A 20,013-nucleotide genomic window follows, 5' to 3' on the forward strand; every position below is an offset into this window, starting at 1 on the left:
GTCTAGTTGCGGTTCAGACCAGGTCCCAGGTCAGCGGGGTGCCTTTGGGGGCAGGGGCGCGGAAGGTGCGGCCGAGGAGTTTGGGGAGGTCGGCGGGGGGAAGGCCGCCGGCGGGGCGGATGGAGCGGACGTTGTCCCTGGTGACCTGGTCGCCCTCGGCCACGTCGGCGACCACGTAGAGCGAGCGGCGCACGCGGCGGACCTCCCGCTCGGCCTCCCTCGGGCCAAGACGTGGGCTGCCCAGCGCCTGCCACGCGCGTTCGGACTCGGTGACCAGCGCCGCCAGCTCGGCCGGTTCGAGGGAGAACTCGCTGTCCACGCCGCCGTCGGCCCGGGCGAGCGTGACGTGCTTCTCGATGACGCACGCGCCGAGGGCCACCGCGGCCACCGGCACGCCGATGCCCATGGTGTGGTCGGACAGGCCGGGGATCACCTCGAAGGTGTCGGCCAGCAGCGGGAGACTGCGCAGGTTGCTGTCGGCGGGCGAGGCCGGGTAGGCGGCCGTACAGCCGAGCACGATCAGCTGGTCGTTGCCGGCGGCCCGCGCGGTGGCGACCGCGGCGTGGATCTCGGCGACGTCGGCCATCCCGGTGGAGATGACCAGCGGCTTGCCGGTGCGCGCGCACAGCTCGATCAGCGGCAGGTCGACGATCTCCGCGGAGGCGATCTTGTACGCCGGCGCGTCCAGCGACTCCAGCAGCTCGACCGCCGTCGGGTCGAACGGGCTGGAGAACACCGTCAGGCCCAGCTCGTGTGCCCGGCGGAAGATCGGCTCGTGCCACTCCCACGGGGTGTGCGCCCGCTGGTAGAGCTGGTACAGGTTCTCCCCGCCCCACAGGTCGTGGTCGGCGGAGATGCGGAACGCCGGCAGGTCGACGTCGATGGTGATGGTGTCCGGCCGGTAGGTCTGCAGCTTGAGCGCCTGCGCGCCGGTGGCGGCCACCGCGTCCACGATGGCCAGCGCGCGGTCCAGGTCGCCGTTGTGGTTGCCCGACATCTCGGCGATGACGAACGGCCGATGCCCGGCGCCGATGGTGTGCTTGCCGATCCGAACCTCGCGCATGCGCACGAAACTACGCTACGAGGCGCGCCAAGCTCCCTGGCCGTGGACGTCGGCGAGCATGTCCCCGAAGATCAACAGACAGGCGATACACCGCTCCCCGATGTCGGTACAGGTGATCTTCGTGTTGGGCACGCTGTGCTCACACAGTGCCTCACCGAAGTCACGCTCGGCTTCCTCGCTGCCGAACGCGTGCACCCGATTGTCGTAGCCCGATAACCACCACTGAACATCGATCATGCCCCGGACCCCTTTACCAAACCCTGTGTATGCCAAGGATCCCCCACAACAGGGTGAAGTTGAGCCGTTGAGTCGTAGACTATTGCGGTCAACAATTCACAGTTGAACGGTAAACTGTGAATACTGGTAACGGAGCGTTGTATACAGTAGTCCGTTGTTACGGAGTGCGATCCTCAAGCTTGCGCAGCCGGTCCTCGTACTGCGCGACCGCCGTCAGCCGCACCCGGATCTGGCTGTGCTCGCGCCGGATCTCCTCGATCAGCGACCGGGACTCCGCCAGCTCGGGGCCGTCCGCGGCCGGCGCGGCCGACAGCTTCTCCCGCAGGGACTCCAGCTGGGACTCCTGGGCGCCGATCTGCGGGATGATCCGCTCCAGCTCACCGGCCGACCAGTGCTGCAGCTTGCTCACCTCGGCGAAGCGCCGCTCGAGGTCGCCGAGCCGCCGGCCGAGGTCGTCCCGGGACGCCCGCAGCTCGCTGACCTGCCGCTCGTGCTCGTCGACCGCGCCGTAGAGCCGGTAGAGCCGGTTGCCCTCCAGCGGGTGCACGATCCGCCAGTCGATCATCCGGCCGAGCCGGTCGGCGACCTTCTTGCGCAACCCGAGCACCACGCGCAGGGGCGAGCTCGGACGGTTCTCAACCATATTCACGTTTCCTCGAGATGGCTCAGCGCAGCAGCATGGTTCGGCTGGTCTGCGTCCAGGAGTGAAGCAACCGCCCCTCGGCGGCGATCTGGTGCTCCGGGCCGACGATGCAGGAGTCGCCCGCGGCATGCATCCAGGAGGTCTGGTTCGGGTCGTCGACGAAGGAGAAGCCGGTGAGGATCAGGTCGGCCTCCGGGTAGCTGGTGCGCGCGATCCAGGCGGCCATCGTGCCGGTCGTCGCCCAGGTGCTCTCCTGCCTGGTCGGCAGGCCGAGCGCGTCCGAGAGCGGCAGGGTGACCTCGCGGTTGGACACCGGGACGAACCCGAGGTCGGGTGGCCACCAGCCGGGCACGTCGTCGGGCTCCCAGTGCAGCCTGCCGGGCTCCACCATCAGGTACAGCCGCTCGCGGTAGTTCTCGAAGACCCACTTGGTCGCGCGCAGTGCCCGGTTGAACACCACGACGTGCGTCCGGCTGCCCACGGTCGGCGGCGTACCCGGCTCGTCGATCTTGAAACCGTTGACCCGCACCACCAGGTCCGCGGCGTCGATGGCCTTGGCCCGCTCGACGTCCGGCGTGAGCGGTTGGTTCCCCACGACGGCCACGGTCCTGGGCAGCGGGTGCTCGGCGTAGACGTCGAGCAGCGAGCGCAGCAGACCGGGCTGCGGGACGACGTCGACCATGGGGCCAGAAGTTACCAGCCTCACGGGGGGCCAAATGGGTGGACTTGCCTGCGACTTCCCAGTAACAAGGACATTTCCGGAGACCTGCGGCCCCTGCGGGTGCCCGCCGGGCCGGCGGTAGTCTCGACAACCGTGCCAGTAACCAGCCCGGCCGAGCAGGAGCAGGCCACCCCCCCACCCACACCGTCGTCCAGAAGCTGGACCCGGGCGTGGGGGGACATCACCGAGGGCTTCAAGCAGCGTCAGCTGTGGGGCCATCTCGGATGGCAGGACATCAAACAGCGCTACCGACGGTCGGTCATCGGCCCACTGTGGATCACGCTGTCGATGGCCGTCACCGCGGCCGGCCTCGGACTGCTGTACTCGCAGCTGTTCGGCAGCCCGATCGCGACATACCTGCCATATCTGACGGTCGGGTTCATCGTGTGGAACTTCATGAACGGCTGCCTCATCGAGGGCACCGAGACGTTCATCCGCAACGAGGGCCTGATCAAGCACCTACCGGCACCGTTGACCGTGTACGCGCTGCGCACGGTGTGGCGACTCACCCTGATGTTCGCGCACAACCTGCTCGTGTACCTCGTGGTCCTGGCCATCTTCTGGTCCTCGCTGACCAAGGTCGGCTACGAGATCACCGAGAACGGCACCCCTCAGCCCGGCATCAGCTGGACGATCCTGCTGGCGATCCCGGCGTTCGTGCTGCTGGCGATCAACGGCGGCTGGGTGGCCATCCTGTTCGGCATCATCTCCACCCGGTACCGGGACATCCCGCCGGTCATCCAGAGCCTCACCCAGCTGCTGTTCTTCATGACGCCGATCGTCTGGTCGACCGACCTCCTCACCGCGAAGTTCCCCGGGGAGGACGTGGGCTGGCGAAGCCTGGTGGCCGAGCTGAACCCGCTCTACCACTACATCCAGCTGCTGCGCGCTCCGCTGATCGGTAACGAACAGAGCTGGCACCACTGGGTGGTGGTCGCGGCGTTTACCGTGGTGGGGTGGGGCTTGGCTCTCGTGGCCATGCGCAACTACCGTGCCCGGGTCTCCTACTGGGTCTGAGTGAGGCGATAACGACATGGTGAGCATCGACGTCTGGGACGCCTCGGTCGACTTCCCGATCTTCGACGCGAAGACGAGGTCACTGAAGAAGGCGGTTCTCGGCAAGGTGGGCGGCAAGATCGGCACCGAACAGAAGGTGCCGATCATCGAAGCCCTGCACAACATCACGCTCTCCCTCAAGGAGGGCGACCGGGTCGGCCTGGTCGGGCACAACGGCGCTGGCAAGTCCACGCTGCTGCGGCTGCTGGCCGGCATCTACGAGCCGACAAGAGGCTCCTCGCGGATCGTCGGCAAGATCGCGCCGGTGTTCGACCTCGGGGTCGGCATGGACCCGGAGATCTCCGGCCTGGAGAACATCATGATCCGGGGCCTGTTCCTCGGCATGAGCCGCAAGCAGATGGAGAAGCGGGTCGACGACATCGCCGAGTTCACCGAACTCGGCGACTACCTGCAGATGCCGCTGCGCACCTACTCGACCGGCATGCGGGTTCGGCTCGCGCTCGGGGTGGTCACCTCGATCGACCCGGAGATCCTGCTGCTCGACGAGGGCATCGGCGCGGTGGACGCGGCGTTCCTGAGCAAGGCCCGCTCGCGGATGGTCGACCTGGTCAAGCGCTCCGGCATGCTGGTGTTCGCCTCCCACCAGGACGACCTGCTGTTCGAACTGTGCGACTCGGCGCTGTGGATGGACGAGGGCCAGATGAAGATGCAGGGGTCGCTGCGCGAGGTCATCACCGCGTACAAAGGACGGGACCCCTACGCTCATCTGGACAAGGAGACGCTGGAGCGGCTCGGTGAGTCGCCCGTACTGATCACCAAGAGCGGCGAGATCTGATGAACCTTCCTGAGCGGTTGCCGGCGGACGCGGTGGTGGCGGTGGTCGTCACGCGTCATCGCCGGGAGCTGCTCGCCCAGTCGCTGAAGATGATCTCCGCGCAGACCAGGGCGCCCGATCACCTGGTCGTCGTGGACAACGGACCGGACGAGCCGGTGCGCGACGTGGTCGAGTCCAGCCAACTGCCGACGACCTACCTGCCATCCCAGCGCAACCTGGGCGGGGCGGGCGGGTTCGCGCTCGGCATGCTGTACGCGCTCTCGCTCGGCGCCGAGTGGGTCTGGTGTGCCGACGACGACGGCCGCCCGGCCGACGAGAACGTGCTCGAGACCCTGCTGGCCGAGGCGACCGCGCGCAACCTGGCGGAGATCTCGCCGGTGGTGACCAACATCGAGACGCCGACCAAGCTGGCCTTCCCGCTGCGGCGCGGGCTGACCTGGAAGCGCGGCACCGACGAGCTGGGCACCGACTTCCTGCCCGGGATCGCCTCGCTGTTCAACGGGGCGCTGTTCCGCGCGTCCACCCTCGACGTCATCGGCGTGCCGGACTACCGGCTGTTCTTCCGCGGCGACGAGGTGGAGATCCACCGCAGGCTGGTGCGCTCCGGGCTGCCGTTCGGCACCTGTCTGCGCGCGGCCTACCTGCACCCGGACGGCTCGGAGGAGTTCAAGCCGATGCTGGGCGGCCGGTTCCACGCGCAGGACCCGGAAAACGAGGTCAAGCGGTACTACACCTACCGCAACCGGGGCTATCTGCTCTCCCAGCCGGGGTTGCGCAAGATCGGCATGCTGGAGATCATCCGCTTCGGGCTCTACTTCATCGGCACCAAGCGGGATCCGAAGGCGTTCGTGCAGTGGCTGCGGCTGTGCCGCCAGGGCCGCAAGGAGCGTTTCTTCCGGATGTGACCGTTCTGCCGACTGTGACCGTTCTACCGACTGTGAGCCCCTTTCCGCTACGGATCCGGCAGTCGGAAAGTTCAGTTCTGCCGGCCTTTGTGAGTAAGTAGACCGGTCCCTTGTTGGCGGCTCCGGCCGTGGATACATTGCGGCTCCAACACGCTTTCTCATATTCGGCCTCACCCGGCGGGTGTGCGCGCAGAGCACTGGTCAGGGCATGGCAAGAAAGGTCATGGCCAGCATGTTTGATTTCGCGCGCGCGGGTGCGGCGGTCGCTGGAACATTCACCACGGCAGCGGTGGCGCTGGTGGTCGCCGCGGCCCCCGCGGCCGCCGACGCGGCCACCGGTCAGGTCGACCACGGGTCGGACCTGGCGGGCTTCACCGTCGACGTCGGCGACGACGTGTTCGGCGCACTGGCCACCAGCCTGATCGGGCTCCGGCTCGGCGACGGCACGGTGCTCGGCACCTACTGCGTCGAGATCCAGACCGAGATCGACGACAGACAGGAACTGGTCGAGCGGCCGTGGGAGGAGTACCCGGCCGTCGACTCCCCGTTCACCGCGAACCAGGCCAAGATCAACTGGGTGCTGCACAACGGCTTCCCCGTGCTGGCGCCCGACGCGCTGACCGAGGCGCTGACCGGTGCTGGCGCCGACCTCGCCGACACCATCGACGAGCAGGAGGCGGTCACCGCCACCCAGGCCGCGGTCTGGCACTTCAGCGACGGCACCGACCTCGACCGCGACGACCCGCTGCCCGGCGAGGAGTCCAGCGCCGAGGCGGCCGCCGACGTGCTGGCGCTCTACGACTTCCTGACCGGCGAGGCCAACGTCGGCATCGCCGAGGAGCCGACCGCCGCGCTGGCGATCGACCCGGACAGCCTGGTCGGCGGGGCGGGTGAGCTGATCGGCCCGTTCACCGTGTCGACCACCGCCGAGGTCGCCACGCTGACCGCGAAGCTGCCCGACGGGGTGATCGTGGCCGACGCCGACGGCAACGAGCTCGGGGACCAGGTGCGCAACGGCACCGAGGTGTTCCTGGCCGTGCCGGCCGACGCCGCGGCGGGCGAGGCGACCATCGAGGTGGCCGCGAAGGCCGTGGTGGACACCGGCCGGCTGTTCGTCGGCGCGGACTACTACGAGGCGCCGACCCAGTCGCTGATCGTGGCCAAGGCCGAGGAGACCGAGGTGACCGCCACCGCGAAGGGCAGCTGGAACGGGGGCGCCGACGCGGCCCCGGCCGCGCAGGGCAAGAACGACGACAGCGCGCTGGCCAACCTCGCCGAGACCGGGGCGTCGATCCTGGCCCCGGTGCTGCTCGGCGCGGTGCTGATCGGCGCGGGCATCGTCTCGGTGCTGTTCGTCCGCAACCGCAGGCGAGCCTGACTCCGCCGCCATGCAGCGAAGGGTCCCTTCACCGCGTCCACCGCAGTGAAGGGACCCTTCGCTGCGGTGGACGGCGCGGCGGGGGTCCGCTGTGAGCGGATCCGCCACGGGTGAACTCGTCTTGCCGGGCGGGCCGGACAGGTGTGGAGTCGGGGTATGGCTGATCTCAAACGCGCTCTCGTGCTGCACGTGTCCAACGGCGGCGAACCGCTGGTGTTCGCGCTGTCCGACGAGGGTGCCCGTGACCTGGAAACCAAGCTGACCGACCTGCTCACCGACGGCGCGGTCTACAGCCCGGCGCTCACCGACGGCTCCGCGGTGGCGGTGAACTTCGCCCACGTGGTCACCGCCCACCTCGACGAGTTGCCGCCGCTGGCGCGGGTCTACGGCAGCGGCCAACCCAAACGCCACGGCTTCGCCACCTGACGCCCCCGAAACGCGAGGCCTAGGCCGGGGCGGGGAGGGGGTGGCCGGTTTCCAGGAGGGTTTTCAGGCTGGCGAGGATCTCGGTCCAGCCCTGGGACAGACCTTCGTACAGGATGCTGCCGGGTTCGAAGTCGTCGTGCACCACGGTCAGCTTGACCAGGGGGCCGCGCTGTTCGAGGTCGAAGGTCACCTTCGTGCGGCGTTCGGCCGACACCGTGGCGAACACCTCGTCGGGCACCTCGAAGGTCCTGGCGAAGTCCGGCGTGATGGCGTGCCAGGTGTAGGACAGCCGGCGGTAGGGGTCGGCCTCGAGCACGACCTGGCTGGCGTCGGTGCCCCGCCAGCCGTTCTGCTCCCAGGTCATCACCGAGCCTGGCTGCCAGTCGGTCTGGAAGGTCGTCCCCCAGTACTGGCTGGTGAACGCCGGCTCGGTCAGCGCCTGCCACAGCCGCTCGGGCGTGGTGTTGATGTAGGTGGTGTAGACGAACTCGGCTGGGTGATCCATCGGTGCGGACTCCAATGCTGTCTTCAGGTCGGCGAGTGCGCGGACCCGTTCGCGGTCGTACTGGCCGATCCAGCGCTGCGCGATGGCGTTGATCGGCTCGGCGTTGAGGTAGTGCCACTTCTCCCGGCCGCGCCACACCGTGGTGACCAGGTTGGCCGCCTCGAGCACGGCCAGGTGCTTGCTGACCGACTGCCGGGCCATGTCCAGGTCGGCACACAGCTCCCGCAGGGTCTGCCCGTTACGGGCGTTCATGTTGTCCAGCAGTCGCCTGCGGCTGGGGTCGGCCAGCGCCTTGAACACCTCGTCCATGTCACTCCCACATGCAGCCGATCGGCTGCCTAAGACTTTATGCAGCCGATCGGATGCATGTCAACACGAGGGGCCCGCTCAGGTACGTACGCGGAAGACCACGGTCCGCAGCAGCACGAAATTGATCACCGTGGCGGTGCCCTGCGCGACCACCCAGGCCAGCGGGATCTGCCAGCGGCCGGGGGCCAGCACGGCGAGCATCAGCGCGTTGGTGCCGACGTTGACGAAGAACGTCACCGTGTACAGCGCCGCGAACCCGCCGAGCTGGCCGGCACCGTCAGTGCGCCCGGCGGCGAAGGTGTACTTGCGGTTGAGGAAGAACGCCGTCGTGGTGCCCGCGACGAAGCTCAGCGCCTTGGCCAGGTGCACCCACAGGTCGAGCGCGAGCAGCCCCTGGTAGACCCCGAAGTCGACGGCGGCGCAGAAGGCGCCGATCAGCACGAAGCGGGCGAGTTGGCCGACCAGCCCGATCCTGCGCACACCCGCCTCCGCTGTCGTGACCACGACGCGAGTCTAGAGACCATTCGGGTGCCCCGTACCCTCGGTGCGGTGAAGCCAGGACATGACGAGCTGGCCAGGCTCACCGGCTGGGGACGAACCGCACCGACCACCGCGCACGTGGTCCGCACGGCGGATGTCGACGCGATCGCGACGGTGGTCCGGGAGGCCGGTGATCGCGGCGTCATCGCCCGCGGCCTCGGACGCAGCTACGGCGACCCGTCGCAGAACGCCGGCGGGGTGGTGGTCGACGTGACCGCGCTCGGCCAGGTACACCGGGTCGACGCGGACGCCGGGCTGGTCGAGGTCGACGCCGGGGTCTCGCTGGACACGCTGATGCGCACGCTGCTGCCGTTCGGCCTGTGGCTGCCGGTGCTGCCGGGCACCCGGCAGGTGACCGTCGGCGGGGCCATTGGCTGCGACATCCACGGCAAGGCCCACCACGTCGAGGGCAGCTTCGGCGACCACGTGCGGTCGATGGACCTGCTCACCGCCGACGGCGAGGTGCGCACGCTGACCCCCGACGGGCCGGAGCGGGAGCTGTTCTGGGCGACCGTCGGCGGCATGGGCCTGACCGGGATCGTGCTGCGCGCGACCCTGCACCTCAACCACGTGGCGACCGCGTACTTCACCGTGGACACCGACCAGGTCGACAACCTGGACGACCTGATGGCCCGCCAGTCGGTCGACGACGAGTCCTATGTGGAGTCGGTGAGCTGGTTCGACGCGGTGACCACCGGGCCCCACCTCGGCCGCGGCATCCTCACCAGGGCCAACCACGCGACGATCGACCAGCTGCCGAAAAGGTTGCGCGCCAACCCGTTGAAGTTCGACGCGCCGCAGTTGCTGACCGTGCCGAACGTCTTCCCGCCCGGCATGCTCAACAAGCTGAGCGCCCGGGTCTTCAGCGAGCTGTGGTACCGCAAGTCGCCCACCCGGCACGGTGCGGTGCAGAACATCACGCAGTTCCTGCACCCGCTGGACATCATCGGCGAGTGGAACCGGGGCTACGGCCCGCACGGTTTCCTGCAGTACCAGTTCGTCGTGCCGTTGAGCGCCGAGCACCTGATCCGGCGGACCGTCGAGCTGATCACCGAGGCCGGGCACGTCTCGGTGCTCAACGTGCTCAAGCGCTTCGGCGACGCCAACCCGGCGCCCCTGTCGTTTCCCATGCCCGGCTGGACGTTGTGCGTCGACCTGCCCATCCGCGCCGGCCTGCACGAGCTGTGCGAGGAACTCGACCGGCTGGTGCTCGACGCGGGTGGCCGGCACTATCTGGCCAAGGAGTCCCGCGCGACACCCGAGGTCGTGCAGCGCGGCTATCCGCGTATCGACGAGTGGCGCAAGGTGCGCGCCGCCGTCGACCCCCACGGTGTTTTCGCCTCAGACATGTCGAGAAGGTTGGCTCTATGATTGACGCCGTCGGAAATCCCCAGTCGCTGCTGCTGCTCGGCGGGACGTCGGAGATCGGCCTCGCGGTGGCCACGCGCTACGCGAAGCGCCGCCCGCTGCGCGTGGTGTTGGCCGCCCGCCCATCGCCCCGGCGCGAGGAGGCCGCCGAAACCCTGCGCGCCAACGGCGCCACGGTGTCCACTGTGGACTTCGACGCCACGGACACCGCGAGCCACCCGGCGATGCTGGACAAGGCGTTCGCCGACGGCGACCTCGACGTGACCGTGGTGGCCTTCGGCCTGCTCGGCGACGCCGAGCAGGTGTGGCAGGACCACGCGCTGGCCGTCGAGCTCGCCCAGGTGAACTACACCGCCGCGGTGTCGGTCGGCGTCGCGCTGGCCGAACGGCTGCGCCGGCAGGGACACGGGCGCGTGGTCGCGCTGTCGTCGGTGGCCGGCGAGCGGGTGCGCCGCTCGAACTTCGTGTACGGGTCGACCAAGGCCGGCATGGACGGCTTCTACCTCGGTCTCGGCGAGGCGCTGGCACCCGACGGCATCACGGTCACCGTGGTGCGCCCGGGTTTCGTGCACACCAGGATGACCGAGGGCATGAAGCCCGCGCCGCTCGCGGTGACCGCCGACCAGGTGGCCGTCGCGGTCGTGGACGCGGTGCACAAGCGCAAGCAGCTGGTCTGGGTGCCGGCGGCGTGGCGCGTGGTGATGTCGGTCCTGCGCCACGTCCCGCGCGCGATCTTCCGCAAGCTGCCGATCTAGGCCGGGCTACAGGAACGCCGAGAGGGCGACGCAGCCGACCCAGGACACCCCGAGGACCTGCAGCACCCGGTCCTTGAACGCGATGTCCTCCGGCTCACCGGCGTTGCCGCCGTCCACGTCGACGGCGTAGCGCAGCACCGCGACCACGAACGGCACGATCGAGATCACCGCCCACACCGAGTCGGTGCCGGTGCGCTGGCGGATCTCGAACGCCCACAACGCGTACGCCATGATCATGATGGCCGCGGAGGTCGCCCAGACGAAGCGCAGGTAGCTCGCGGAGTACTTCGACAGCGACGCGCGGATCCGCGCGCCGGTCTGCTCGTAGAGCACGATCTCGGCGAACCGCTTGCCCGCCACCATGAACAGCGAGCCGAACGCGGTCACCAGCAGGAACCACTGCGACAGCGGCAACTCGGCCGCGGCGCCACCGGCGATGGCCCGCAACAGGAAGCCGGACGCGACGATGCACAGGTCGATCACCGGCTGGTGCTTGAGCCCGAGGCAGTACCCGAGCTGCACCGCCGCGTACACGCCGATCACCACCAGCAGCCGCCAGCTGGACAGCAGCGACACCGCGAACGAGGCCAGGAACAGCACCACCGAGATCGCGTAGGCCACCCGCACCGGCACCACTCCGGCGGCGATCGGCCGGTTGCGCTTGGTCGGGTGTGCCCGGTCGGCCTCGACGTCGATGGCGTCGTTGACCAGGTACACCGCCGAGGACACCAGGCAGAACGCGACGAAGGCCACCGCCGCGTCGAACACCACCTCGGGGTGGAACACCGGCTCGGCGGCGAACGCCGCGAACGGCGCGGCCAGCACCAGGACGTTCTTCACCCACTGCCGTGGCCGCGCCGTGCGGAGAACACCGCGCACCAGGCCGCCCGACGCCGGCGCGGACTCGGTCGCTTCGCTCTCCGCGGTACTGCTCACCGGACGCGTCTCCCGTTTCTCGACCGCTTTCGCGGCCGGTTGCGCAGCCGCCGGCGAACCAACCCGCCGACCGCCGCGCCGAGTGCCGAACCGGCGAGCACGTCGGTCGGGTAGTGCACTCCGAGCACCAACCGGGACACCAACATCGGCGCCACCAGCGCGGGCACCAGGTTGCGGCCGGTCAGCCCCGAGTAGACCACCGCGGCGGCCGTGGTCGAGGTCGCGTGCGACGACGGGAACGACAGCGTGCTCGGCGTGCTCACCAGCACCTCGACGTCGTCGTCGATCGGCCGCTGCCGGCGCACCACCCGCTTGACCGCGATCGACGCGGCGTGCGCGGCGACCACGCCGGCCGCCCCGGCCAGCCAGTCCCGCCGCCGGCCCCGATCCACCACCGCGCCGAGGAGCCCGGCGGCGAACCAGCCGGCCGCGTGCTCGCCGAACAGCGACAACCCGCGCGCGGCCGCGACCACCGGCGGCCGGCCGATCGTGCGCTGTACGCCGACCAGCGCCGCGATCTCGGCCGAGCGCTCCGGCTCCGGCGGCGGGGTGCCCGGTTCGACCACACGCAGCGTCCGCGGCGCGGTGATGGTCATCAGGCCTCCAGGGAGCCGTCGAGCGGGGCACCGTCGGTCAGGTGCGGCGCGACCTTGTTCTCGAACACCGACAACGCGGAGCCGATCGCCATGTGCATGTCCAGGTACTTGTAGGTGCCGAGGCGGCCGCCGAAGATCAGGTTGCGGTCCTTGGCCTCGATCTTGGCCAGCTCCCGGTAGCGCTCCAGCTTGGCGCGGTTCTCCGGGGTGTTGATCGGGTAGTACGGCTCGTCGTCGTCGCCGGCGAACCGGGAGAACTCGCGGAACACCACCGTCTTGTCGCTCGGGTAGTGCTTGCGCTCCGGGTGGAAGTGCCGGAACTCGATGATCCGGGTGTAGGGCACGTCCGCGTCGCTGTAGTTGACCACCGAGGTGCCCTGGTAGTCGCCGGTCTGCATGACCTCGGACTCGAAGTCGACCGTGCGCCAGGTGAACCGGCCGGCGGAGTAGTCGAAGTACCGGTCTAACGGTCCGGTGTAGACAGTCGGGGTGCCGGCCGGGATCCGGTCGCGCACGTCGAAGTAGTCCACGTTCACCCGCACGTCGATGTTGGGGTGCTCGGCCATCTTCTCCAGCCACGCGGTGTAGCCGTCGACCGGCAGGCCCTCGTAGGTGTCGTTGAAGTACCGGTTGTCGAAGGTGTAGCGGACCGGCAGGCGGGTGATGATGTTGGCGCCGAGCTCCTTCGGGTCGGTCTGCCACTGCTTTGCCGTGTAGTCGCGGATGAACGCCTCGTAGAGCGGGCGGCCGATCAGCGAGATCGCCTTCTCCTCGAGGTTCTGCGCGGCCTCGGTGTCCATTTCGGCGGACTGCTCGGCGACCAGCGCGCGGGCCTCGTCCGGGGTGAACGAGCGGCCGAAGAACTGGTTGATCATGCCGAGGTTCATCGGCAGCGGGTAGACCTGGCCCTGGTACTTGGCGAACACCCGGTGTTGGTACGGGGTGAAGGCGGTGAACTGGTTGACGTAGTCCCACACCCGCTTGTTGGACGTGTGGAACAGGTGCGCGCCGTAGCGGTGGACCTCGATCCCGGTCTCGGCGTCCGGCTCGGAGTAGGCGTTGCCGCCAAGGTGCGAGCGGCGTTCCAGCACCAGCACCCGCTTGTCGAGTTGGGTGGCGACCCGCTCCGCGATGGTCAGGCCGAAGAAACCGGAACCGATGACCACGATGTCGTAGCCGGCATAGTTGTCTGAGTCGTCTGCAGGAGCGTTCACGCCGCCCGAGGGTACTAGTCCGGTTTCCGGCCGAGCGCGGCACTGGCCCCAGACATGGGAGAACCCCCGCGCTCCCCAACGCGGGGGTTCTCGCACCCCTACCCCTGTGTTTCCCCCAGTGATCCCCTTACTGTTTCCCTCCGGCTTGCGCCTCGCTTCTAATGACGTGCGGCGCCCACGGCTCGTTCCGTGCGCCAGATCACTTACTCACCGGTAGGGCAAAATCTCCGTCGCGACCCGCTCCAGCATGGCGAGCCGGCCGGCGTAGGGGCTGTCCTCGCGCGGCCAGTGACACACCACGTCGGTGAAGCCGAGCTCGCCCGCACGCCCCATGGCGTCCCGGAAGTACTCCACGCTCGACAGCGAGAACACCGGCGCGGAGTCCAGGTTCAGGTACCGGTCGACCGGCGCGCCGTCGCCAAGTACGTCGTCGAACTTCCGCGACAGCCCGGCCACGTCGGCCCACCACCGCTCGAGGTCACCGTCGGTGTGCCAGCTGGTGACCCAGCCCTGGCCGAACCTGGCGGCCAGGCGCATGGCCCTCGGCCCGGTGGCGGCGACCACGAACGGCAGCCTCGGGTGGCGCACACAGCCGGGCGCGGAGCGGGCCTCGACCGAGGAGAAGTACTCGCCGCGCAGCGTCGTCCGCTCGTTGGTGAGCAGCGAGTCGAGCTGCTCGACGAACTCGGCGAACCGGTCGGCCTGCGCCGCCGGGGTCAACGGCGCGAAGCCCTGTACCTCGTTGTCGTAGCGGCCGACCACGCCGGCGCCGACGCCCAGGATCATCCGGCCGTTGGACACGTCGTCGAGCGCGAGCAGGCTACGGGCGAAGGGCACCGGCTGGCGGAAGTTCGGCGAGGCGACCAGGGTGCCAAGGCCGATCCGCCTGGTGACCATGGCGGCGGCGGTCAGCGTTGGCACCGCGTCGAACCACGGTCCGTCGACCAGGTTCCGCCAGCCGAGGTGGTCGTAGGTCCAGGCGTGGTCGAAGCCGTAGCTCTCGGCCGCTCGCCACTTCGGCTCGGCCAGCAGCCAGCGGTACTCGGGGAGGATCACGATGCCGACGCGCACGTCCACCAACGCTAGCCGATCAGTACGGCCGATACCCGGACCGCGCGAGTTTGCGTTGGTAGCCGCGCATCGCCCGGCCGGTCACCGGCACCAGCACGAGCACCGTCGCGGCCGCCCACAGCAGCAGCGACACCAGGACCATCGCGATGTACTCTGCGCCGCCGTCGGCCAGCAGCTTGATGATCGCGTAGAGGTAGTAGACGGTCACCAGCGCGCCGACGAAGCCCAGGATCCAGCGCACGAAGTCCACCCTGGCCAGCAGGATCAGCCCGAAGGTCAGCGTCGTGCAGGCGACCGACATGGTGGTCGAGATGGCGAAGTCGAGGTTGCCGGTGAACTCGTCGGAGAAGGCGGCGCCGACCAGGGCGACCAGCAGGTCGGCGTTGTCCGACGTGCCGTCCCAGCCGACGATGGCGATGATCAGCGTGAGCACGCCGCCGACCAGGAACAGCCCGGCGGCCACGTAGGCCGGCGCGTTGGTCGGTCCCTGCGGGCGATATCCCCCATACGGGTGGTATCCGGGTGGCGGCGGATAGTAACCGGGCTGTGGTGGATAGCTCACCTGAGGAACCGTAGTGCGGATGACGCTGTCACGGACAGGAATGATGTACCTGTGGACAGACCCGAACTCGTGGCCTCGGACGTCGACGGCACACTGCTGGACCCGGTGGAACGGGTCACCCCCCGCACGGTCGGCGCGATCGCGCGGGTGATCGGGTCGGACACGCCGTTCGTGCTGGTCAGCGGGCGGCCACCGCGCTGGATACCCAACGTCGCGCAGGCCGCGGGGCTCACCGGGTACGCGGTGTGCAGCAACGGCGGAATTGTGTACGACATCGGCCACGATCGGGTGATCTCGTCCCGGGATCTGGACCCGCTGCGGTTACAGGACACCGCGCACGCCCTGCGGCGCGCGCTGCCCGACGCGCGGCTGGCGACCGAGCGGGTGACCGCCGGGCTGGCCCCGTTCGTCACCGAGGAAGGCTTCGCCAACCCGTGGGGCAACCCGCTCGGCGAGCAGGACGGCGAGACCAACGACGTGCCGCTGGCCGAGGTCATCGGCCACCCGGCGACCAAGCTGATGATCCGCCACCGCGAGCTGACCAGCCAGGAGCTGGCCGACGCGGTCACCGAGGTGCTGGCCGGGGCCGCGCTGGAGATCACCTACTCGACCAACCAGGGGCTGATCGAGATCTCCGCCGCCGGGGTCACCAAGGCCGCCGGGCTCGCCGAGGTGTGCGAGCGGCTCTCGGTCGACCAGCACCGGGTGGTCGCGTTCGGTGACATGCCCAACGACCTGCCGATGCTGCGCTGGGCCGGGCACGGCGTGGCCATGGCCAACGCGCACGCCGAGGTGCTGGCCGCGGCCGACGAGGTGACCGCCCCGAACTCCGAGGACGGCGTGGCACAGGTGCTGGAACGCTGGTTCTGAGTCACGCTCGAGGTGAGGTGATCGAGTGGAGGTGATCGGCATGGAGCAGAAGGCGGGCCGGACGCTCGTCGTGCTGCGGCACGCCAAGTCGGACTGGGACACCGGGGAGGTCGACCACGAGCGCCCGCTCAACGCGCGCGGCCGGCGGGACGCCGCCGCGCTCGGCGAGTGGCTCCGGGACCACGTCCCCGCCATCGAGCTGGTGGTCTGCTCGACCGCCACTCGGGCGCGCCAGACCTGGCGGCTGGCCGCGCCCGCGCTCGACCCGGCGCCCTCGGTGCGCTACGAGCAGCGGGTCTACGCCGCCGAGCCCAGCACGCTGCGGTCGGTGGTGGACGAGATCCCCGACGACGTGACGACCGCCGTGCTGGTCGGCCACAACCCGGGGCTCACCGAGCTGGTGTCGTCGGTGTCCAGGCGCCCGGTCGAGCTGCGGACGTCGGCGGTCGCGGTGCTGAACTGGGGCGGGACCTGGGCGGATGTGTGGGCAGGAAGTGCCGAACTGATCACCCAGGCCACGCCCCGTGGCTGAGGTTTCCGCTGCTAAACCGGGTCCGATGCGGCGCGCAACGCGATCGGCGCACCGGCAAGGTCCTCCTCGTTGCACATCAGCTTGACGTCGTAGTACGGGGCGTCCCCGCCGTCGTCGTAGTCGAGGTGGATGGCGATCACATCGACCGGTTCGCCGAGCCAGTCCTGGGTTCGGCGTAGCCAGGCGGCTGACCGCTCCAGCGCCGTCGGCAGATCGTCGTCGCGGAACTCGACCGGCCGGTACGGCACGCCGTAGACCTGATCTCCCTGGTGAGATGGCTTGGGGAGGTCGACCGACACACCTGCGTCGTCGAGGTCGAGTGCGATTGATCGGGGCTGTTCACTAGCGAGCTCGCTCACCCTTACGAGCGTCCACCAGCATCTGATTGCTCGCAACCCTTCTGCTGCGCTGAGTGTGCTTGGTGTGGTTGACTGTGCCTTGGTCGTGATTTCTTGAGTTCGTGAAAGATCACGCTCGCAAGAGGTTGTTGCGGGCGCGCGGGTTAGCTCCAGGTTGAGTCGCCGTCTGGAACCGGCCAAGGTCGTCGCAACCGCGGCGGCTGGCAATACGCTGTTCAGGAGAACGTAGTGGCACAGGGAACTGTGAAGTGGTTCAACTCCGAGAAGGGCTTTGGCTTCATCGCGCCGGACGACGGTAGCGCTGACGTCTTCGTCCACTACTCGGAGATTCAGGGTAACGGCTTCCGCAGCCTGGACGAGAACCAGCGCGTGGAGTTCGAGATCGGCCAGGGCCAGAAGGGCCCGCAGGCGACCGGCGTGCGCGCGGTCTGATCTCGCCATCCGCTTGACGTAACAGAGCTTGACGCAAGAGGGCCACCGGGGTCTGCCGACCCGGGTGGCCCTCTTCGTATGTTCGCTAGCTGAACACCTTGCGCCAGGACTCGACCGAGGTCAGCTCCGGCAGCGCCGCCTTGTACTGCTCCACCAGCTGGGGCCATTCCCGCGTCAGCCGCCGCCAGTCGTGCGCGGCCTTGGTCGCCAGGTCACGGAACACCTTCGGGTCCCGGCGACGGAACGCCACCCCGCTGCCGTCGGCGTTGGACACGGTCGCGCTGTCCAGGTTGCCGAGCATGAACCACAGCGACGCGTTCGCCGGGATGTTGACCTGCGGCCGGTCGGCCGACGACGGGTCGGGCGCGCGCAGGTTGTGCAGGATCGCCTTGCCGGCGCGCAGCGCGATCTTCGCCGGGTGCACCGGCGGGCGCAGCATCTGCTCGGCGCGCACCATGTCGAACGTCGGCGGCGGGAACTCCCTGGCCGATGGCAGGAACTGGGCGTCGGTGTACTCCTTGCGCAGCGCCTGCACGTCCGGCAGCGCGGTGCCGAGGCGCTCGAACAGCCGCTCCGGGCCGGCCATGAAGTCCTCGATCGCCTTGAGCTCGAGCGCGAGCGTCGAGTACTCCATCGACATCAGCCGCTTGAACGCCGACCGCGCACCCTGCGCGAGCAGGGTCTTACGCATGTCGTACGGGCTGTGCAGCGCGGCCAGGATCAGCCGGTTGCGCAGGTGGAAGTAGACCGTCCAGTCCTTGGTGTCGTTCTTGTCGGTCCACGGCTCGTGCCAGACCGCCGAGCCGGGCAGGGTGACCGTCGGGATGTCCTTGGCCAGCGCGCGCAGCGAGTACTCCGCGTCGTCACACTTGATGAACAGCGGCAGCGGCAGGCCGACCCGCTCCACCACCGACCTCGGGAACAGGCACATCCACCAGCCGTTGTAGGTGGCGTCGATGCGCTTGTGCAGCGCCCTGGTGTCCCGCAGCGAGTCGGTGCCGAAGTCGTGGTTGACCACGGCGCCGGGCGCCCGGCGCCACTGGCAGGTCGCCATGTCGACGACCTCGCCCATGGAGTGCAGCCGGGACTTGGCCTGCAGGTTGAGCATGTGGCTGCCGACGATGACCGGCTTGGCCGAGGCCCTGGCGAACATGTTGGACCGCAGGATGGAGTCCGGTTCGAGCGCGATGTCGTCGTCGAGCAGCAGGATCTGGTCGACGGTGCCCGGCTGGGTGTGCTCGATGGCCTCGTAGAGCGCCCTGGTGAACCCGCCGGAGCCGCCCAGGTTGCCCTGCTCGATGACCTCCAGCCGCTCGCCGAGCACCGCCGCCGCCTCGGCGAACCGCTCGTGCTCGCGCAGCTTGCGGCTGCCCTGGTCGGCGACGAAGACCTTGCTGATCACGTCCAGCACCGCCGGGTCCTCACCCAGCGTGATCAGTGACGCCACGCAGTCGTCGAGCCGGTTGAACGTGGTGATGCCGACCGCGATCTTCTGCGTCGGCAGCGGCGCGTCCGCCAGCCACACCGCATCGGTGACCTGCAGCGGCACGTTCTCGGTGAACACGTCGAACCACAGCCAGCCGCCGTCCTCGAACGGCGCGAGCGGGAGGCGGAACTCCAGGGTCCGCGCCTTCTTCTCGGCGTGCACCGGGGCGCCCTGGAGGTGCACGACGTCACCGTTGGGCTTGGAGCGGTACACCTCGACCCGGCCGGCGCCGCGCACCGTCAGCCGCAGCGTGACGTGCTCGACGGTGGTCCAGCGCTTCCAGTAGCTGGCGGGGAAGGCGTTGAAGTAGGAGGCGAAGGACACCCTGGCCGACGCGGGCACCTCGACCTCGCGCCGGGAGGCGACGTGGCTGTGCACGTTGTCCGGTTCGTCCAGGTACAGCGGCCGGACGTCGAGGGGGTCGCGGTCCCTCGGCAGCACCACCCGCTGCAGCACCCGGTCGGCATCGACACCGCTGGTGCCGCTGGTGCCGCTGCCGGGTTTGCTGCTCGCCTGTTCGGCCACTGTTCTGCTCCTCCTTGGGGATGACAACTCCGGGGTGTCTACTCCGAGCGGTCGGCGATCAGGACGAACTCGTTGTAGGTGAAGGCCTTACCGGCCGCCCTTGGCAGCGGGAACGACTGCCGGCGGATCCTGGTGAAGCCGAGCTGGTTGGCCACGTCGGCCAGCGCGTCGAAGTCGGTGAACTCGACGTGGGTGCTGTCGCTGGCGTAGCCGCGCTCCTGCGGGCAGATCAGCACCATGCGCGCGTTGGGCGCCAGGTAGGGCAGATAGCCCTTGAGGATGCCGACGGCCTCGGCCCTTGGCATGTGCTCGACCAGGTGCGCGGCCAGCAGGCCGCCGAAGCGGCCCGGCTTGGCGTAGTCGGTCTCGCCGAACTCCTCGGAGGTGAACGCGGTCAGCCCGCGCTCCCGGCAGGTGGCGATCGAGTGCGGGTTGTGGTCGACGCCGACGCCCTTGGGCTGGAGGTGGGCCAGGCAGCGGCCGATCCCGCAGCCGACCTCGAGCACCTCGCGGTCGCCGAACTGGCGGCGGAGGTTCCAGCGGTAGGGCGCCTGCACATCGAGCAACCGCTTCCAGAGCGGCATCTCCAACCGCTTGAGCCGGTCGGTGTACTCCTCGCCCTCGGTCGATTCCAGGGAAGCCATGCTGTTGGTCCTCGCCGATCCGAATAGGGAAGCGGGCCGTCTTGGAAAAGGCCGCACAGGATGTACCGGCATGGTAACGGCCAG

24 protein-coding genes are annotated in these 20,013 nt (G+C 69.1%); 10 read left to right on the forward strand and 14 right to left on the reverse strand.

What is annotated here, in order from left to right:
- Positions 1 to 13: 13 nt before the first annotated feature.
- The 4 genes from pseI to ACYVIP_RS00800 all read right to left on the reverse strand — a co-directional run bounded on the left by pseI (position 14) and on the right by ACYVIP_RS00800 (position 2,595).
- On the reverse strand, positions 14 to 1,063 hold the full coding sequence (gene pseI, locus ACYVIP_RS00785) for a pseudaminic acid synthase (protein WP_460390841.1): 1,050 nt from the start codon (positions 1,061 to 1,063) through the stop codon (positions 14 to 16).
- A gap of 15 nt (positions 1,064 to 1,078) precedes the next feature.
- Positions 1,079 to 1,300, reverse strand: coding sequence for a hypothetical protein (locus tag ACYVIP_RS00790; RefSeq protein WP_460390843.1), 222 nt, complete (start codon positions 1,298 to 1,300; stop codon positions 1,079 to 1,081).
- A gap of 157 nt (positions 1,301 to 1,457) precedes the next feature.
- Positions 1,458 to 1,943, reverse strand: coding sequence for a hypothetical protein (locus tag ACYVIP_RS00795; protein ID WP_460390845.1), 486 nt, complete (start codon positions 1,941 to 1,943; stop codon positions 1,458 to 1,460).
- A 22-nt stretch (positions 1,944 to 1,965) separates the two neighbouring features.
- Positions 1,966 to 2,595 (reverse strand): hypothetical protein, encoded by a 630-nt coding sequence (locus ACYVIP_RS00800; protein WP_460391089.1) that lies wholly within the window; start codon positions 2,593 to 2,595, stop codon positions 1,966 to 1,968.
- Between the two features lie 162 nt (positions 2,596 to 2,757).
- Between ACYVIP_RS00800 and wzm the strand changes: the two genes are divergently transcribed.
- The 5 genes from wzm (at position 2,758) to ACYVIP_RS00825 (ending at position 7,225) form a co-directional block, all read left to right on the forward strand.
- Positions 2,758 to 3,681, forward strand: a complete 924-nt coding sequence (wzm, locus tag ACYVIP_RS00805) for a galactan export ABC transporter permease subunit Wzm/RfbD (protein WP_460390847.1) — start codon at positions 2,758 to 2,760, stop codon at positions 3,679 to 3,681.
- A gap of 16 nt (positions 3,682 to 3,697) precedes the next feature.
- Entirely contained in the window at positions 3,698 to 4,516 is an 819-nt protein-coding gene (gene wzt / locus ACYVIP_RS00810; protein ID WP_460390849.1) for a galactan export ABC transporter ATP-binding subunit Wzt/RfbE, read from the forward strand.
- A complete protein-coding gene (gene glfT1, locus ACYVIP_RS00815; RefSeq protein WP_460390851.1) occupies positions 4,516 to 5,421 on the forward strand; it encodes a galactofuranosyltransferase GlfT1 in 906 nt (301 codons plus the stop codon). The genes wzt and glfT1 overlap by 1 nt, the downstream gene beginning before the upstream one ends.
- Positions 5,422 to 5,653: 232 nt before the next feature.
- The gene (locus ACYVIP_RS00820) at positions 5,654 to 6,799 is read left to right on the forward strand and encodes a thioester domain-containing protein (RefSeq protein ID WP_460390853.1); all 1,146 of its coding nucleotides are present in this window, start codon (positions 5,654 to 5,656) and stop codon (positions 6,797 to 6,799) included.
- Between the two features lie 156 nt (positions 6,800 to 6,955).
- Positions 6,956 to 7,225 (forward strand): hypothetical protein, encoded by a 270-nt coding sequence (locus ACYVIP_RS00825; protein WP_460390855.1) that lies wholly within the window; start codon positions 6,956 to 6,958, stop codon positions 7,223 to 7,225.
- Positions 7,226 to 7,244: 19 nt separating this feature from the next.
- On the opposite strand, the gene ACYVIP_RS00830 is transcribed toward ACYVIP_RS00825, so the two are convergent.
- Together ACYVIP_RS00830 and ACYVIP_RS00835 are read right to left on the reverse strand one after the other, a co-directional pair.
- Complete coding sequence (locus ACYVIP_RS00830) at positions 7,245 to 8,039, reverse strand: ArsR/SmtB family transcription factor (protein WP_460390857.1); 795 nt, start codon at positions 8,037 to 8,039, stop codon at positions 7,245 to 7,247.
- A 78-nt stretch (positions 8,040 to 8,117) separates the two neighbouring features.
- Entirely contained in the window at positions 8,118 to 8,543 is a 426-nt protein-coding gene (locus ACYVIP_RS00835; protein WP_460390859.1) for a GtrA family protein, read from the reverse strand.
- Between the two features lie 45 nt (positions 8,544 to 8,588).
- Between ACYVIP_RS00835 and ACYVIP_RS00840 the strand changes: the two genes are divergently transcribed.
- Together ACYVIP_RS00840 and ACYVIP_RS00845 are read left to right on the forward strand one after the other, a co-directional pair.
- Positions 8,589 to 9,950, forward strand: a complete 1,362-nt coding sequence (locus ACYVIP_RS00840) for an FAD-binding oxidoreductase (RefSeq protein ID WP_460390861.1) — start codon at positions 8,589 to 8,591, stop codon at positions 9,948 to 9,950.
- Positions 9,947 to 10,702 (forward strand): decaprenylphospho-beta-D-erythro-pentofuranosid-2-ulose 2-reductase, encoded by a 756-nt coding sequence (locus ACYVIP_RS00845; protein ID WP_460390863.1) that lies wholly within the window; start codon positions 9,947 to 9,949, stop codon positions 10,700 to 10,702. Before ACYVIP_RS00840 ends, ACYVIP_RS00845 begins: the two co-directional genes overlap by 4 nt.
- A gap of 6 nt (positions 10,703 to 10,708) precedes the next feature.
- Here ACYVIP_RS00845 and ACYVIP_RS00850 read toward each other — a convergent pair whose 3' ends face one another.
- The 5 genes from ACYVIP_RS00850 to ACYVIP_RS00870 all read right to left on the reverse strand — a co-directional run bounded on the left by ACYVIP_RS00850 (position 10,709) and on the right by ACYVIP_RS00870 (position 15,081).
- Complete coding sequence (locus tag ACYVIP_RS00850; RefSeq protein ID WP_460390864.1) at positions 10,709 to 11,638, reverse strand: decaprenyl-phosphate phosphoribosyltransferase; 930 nt, start codon at positions 11,636 to 11,638, stop codon at positions 10,709 to 10,711.
- Positions 11,635 to 12,234, reverse strand: a complete 600-nt coding sequence (locus ACYVIP_RS00855) for a phosphatase PAP2 family protein (protein WP_460390866.1) — start codon at positions 12,232 to 12,234, stop codon at positions 11,635 to 11,637. The genes ACYVIP_RS00850 and ACYVIP_RS00855 overlap by 4 nt, the downstream gene beginning before the upstream one ends.
- On the reverse strand, positions 12,234 to 13,448 hold the full coding sequence (glf, locus tag ACYVIP_RS00860; protein ID WP_460390868.1) for a UDP-galactopyranose mutase: 1,215 nt from the start codon (positions 13,446 to 13,448) through the stop codon (positions 12,234 to 12,236). Before glf ends, ACYVIP_RS00855 begins: the two co-directional genes overlap by 1 nt.
- A gap of 207 nt (positions 13,449 to 13,655) precedes the next feature.
- Entirely contained in the window at positions 13,656 to 14,519 is an 864-nt protein-coding gene (locus tag ACYVIP_RS00865) for an LLM class flavin-dependent oxidoreductase (RefSeq protein ID WP_460390870.1), read from the reverse strand.
- Between the two features lie 19 nt (positions 14,520 to 14,538).
- Positions 14,539 to 15,081 (reverse strand): hypothetical protein, encoded by a 543-nt coding sequence (locus tag ACYVIP_RS00870; protein WP_460390872.1) that lies wholly within the window; start codon positions 15,079 to 15,081, stop codon positions 14,539 to 14,541.
- A 51-nt stretch (positions 15,082 to 15,132) separates the two neighbouring features.
- On the opposite strand from ACYVIP_RS00870, the gene ACYVIP_RS00875 reads away from it, so the two are divergent.
- Together ACYVIP_RS00875 and ACYVIP_RS00880 are read left to right on the forward strand one after the other, a co-directional pair.
- Positions 15,133 to 15,951: an HAD family hydrolase gene (locus ACYVIP_RS00875; RefSeq protein WP_460390874.1), complete on the forward strand. Its 819-nt coding sequence runs from the start codon at positions 15,133 to 15,135 to the stop codon at positions 15,949 to 15,951.
- A gap of 40 nt (positions 15,952 to 15,991) precedes the next feature.
- Positions 15,992 to 16,483 carry a SixA phosphatase family protein gene (locus tag ACYVIP_RS00880; protein WP_460390876.1) on the forward strand — a complete coding sequence of 164 codons (492 nt, stop codon included), beginning with the start codon at positions 15,992 to 15,994 and terminating at the stop codon, positions 16,481 to 16,483.
- A gap of 11 nt (positions 16,484 to 16,494) precedes the next feature.
- Here ACYVIP_RS00880 and ACYVIP_RS00885 read toward each other — a convergent pair whose 3' ends face one another.
- Positions 16,495 to 16,842 (reverse strand): hypothetical protein, encoded by a 348-nt coding sequence (locus ACYVIP_RS00885; protein ID WP_460390878.1) that lies wholly within the window; start codon positions 16,840 to 16,842, stop codon positions 16,495 to 16,497.
- 228 nt (positions 16,843 to 17,070) lie between these two features.
- Between ACYVIP_RS00885 and cspE the strand changes: the two genes are divergently transcribed.
- Complete coding sequence (gene cspE / locus ACYVIP_RS00890; protein ID WP_075126052.1) at positions 17,071 to 17,274, forward strand: transcription antiterminator/RNA stability regulator CspE; 204 nt, start codon at positions 17,071 to 17,073, stop codon at positions 17,272 to 17,274.
- An 85-nt stretch (positions 17,275 to 17,359) separates the two neighbouring features.
- Here cspE and ACYVIP_RS00895 read toward each other — a convergent pair whose 3' ends face one another.
- On the reverse strand, positions 17,360 to 19,285 hold the full coding sequence (locus ACYVIP_RS00895; RefSeq protein WP_460390880.1) for a glycosyltransferase: 1,926 nt from the start codon (positions 19,283 to 19,285) through the stop codon (positions 17,360 to 17,362).
- 38 nt (positions 19,286 to 19,323) lie between these two features.
- On the reverse strand, positions 19,324 to 19,929 hold the full coding sequence (locus ACYVIP_RS00900; protein WP_460390882.1) for a class I SAM-dependent methyltransferase: 606 nt from the start codon (positions 19,927 to 19,929) through the stop codon (positions 19,324 to 19,326).
- Between the last annotated feature and the right edge of the window lie 84 nt (positions 19,930 to 20,013).

The organism is Actinophytocola sediminis, assembly GCF_054779715.1.

Excerpts from the sequence above, each read along its gene's own strand:
- pseI (WP_460390841.1), bottom strand. The coding sequence starts at position 1,063 with ATGCGCGAGGTTCGGATCGGCAAGCACACCATCGGCGCCGGGCATCGG.
- ACYVIP_RS00790 (WP_460390843.1), bottom strand. The coding sequence starts at position 1,300 with ATGATCGATGTTCAGTGGTGGTTATCGGGCTACGACAATCGGGTGCAC.
- ACYVIP_RS00795 (WP_460390845.1), bottom strand. The coding sequence starts at position 1,943 with ATGGTTGAGAACCGTCCGAGCTCGCCCCTGCGCGTGGTGCTCGGGTTG.
- wzt (WP_460390849.1), top strand. The coding sequence starts at position 3,698 with ATGGTGAGCATCGACGTCTGGGACGCCTCGGTCGACTTCCCGATCTTC.
- glfT1 (WP_460390851.1), top strand. The coding sequence starts at position 4,516 with ATGAACCTTCCTGAGCGGTTGCCGGCGGACGCGGTGGTGGCGGTGGTC.
- ACYVIP_RS00820 (WP_460390853.1), top strand. The coding sequence starts at position 5,654 with ATGTTTGATTTCGCGCGCGCGGGTGCGGCGGTCGCTGGAACATTCACC.
- ACYVIP_RS00825 (WP_460390855.1), top strand. The coding sequence starts at position 6,956 with ATGGCTGATCTCAAACGCGCTCTCGTGCTGCACGTGTCCAACGGCGGC.
- ACYVIP_RS00830 (WP_460390857.1), bottom strand. The coding sequence starts at position 8,039 with ATGGACGAGGTGTTCAAGGCGCTGGCCGACCCCAGCCGCAGGCGACTG.
- ACYVIP_RS00845 (WP_460390863.1), top strand. The coding sequence starts at position 9,947 with ATGATTGACGCCGTCGGAAATCCCCAGTCGCTGCTGCTGCTCGGCGGG.
- ACYVIP_RS00855 (WP_460390866.1), bottom strand. The coding sequence starts at position 12,234 with ATGACCATCACCGCGCCGCGGACGCTGCGTGTGGTCGAACCGGGCACC.
- ACYVIP_RS00880 (WP_460390876.1), top strand. The coding sequence starts at position 15,992 with ATGGAGCAGAAGGCGGGCCGGACGCTCGTCGTGCTGCGGCACGCCAAG.
- ACYVIP_RS00900 (WP_460390882.1), bottom strand. The coding sequence starts at position 19,929 with ATGGCTTCCCTGGAATCGACCGAGGGCGAGGAGTACACCGACCGGCTC.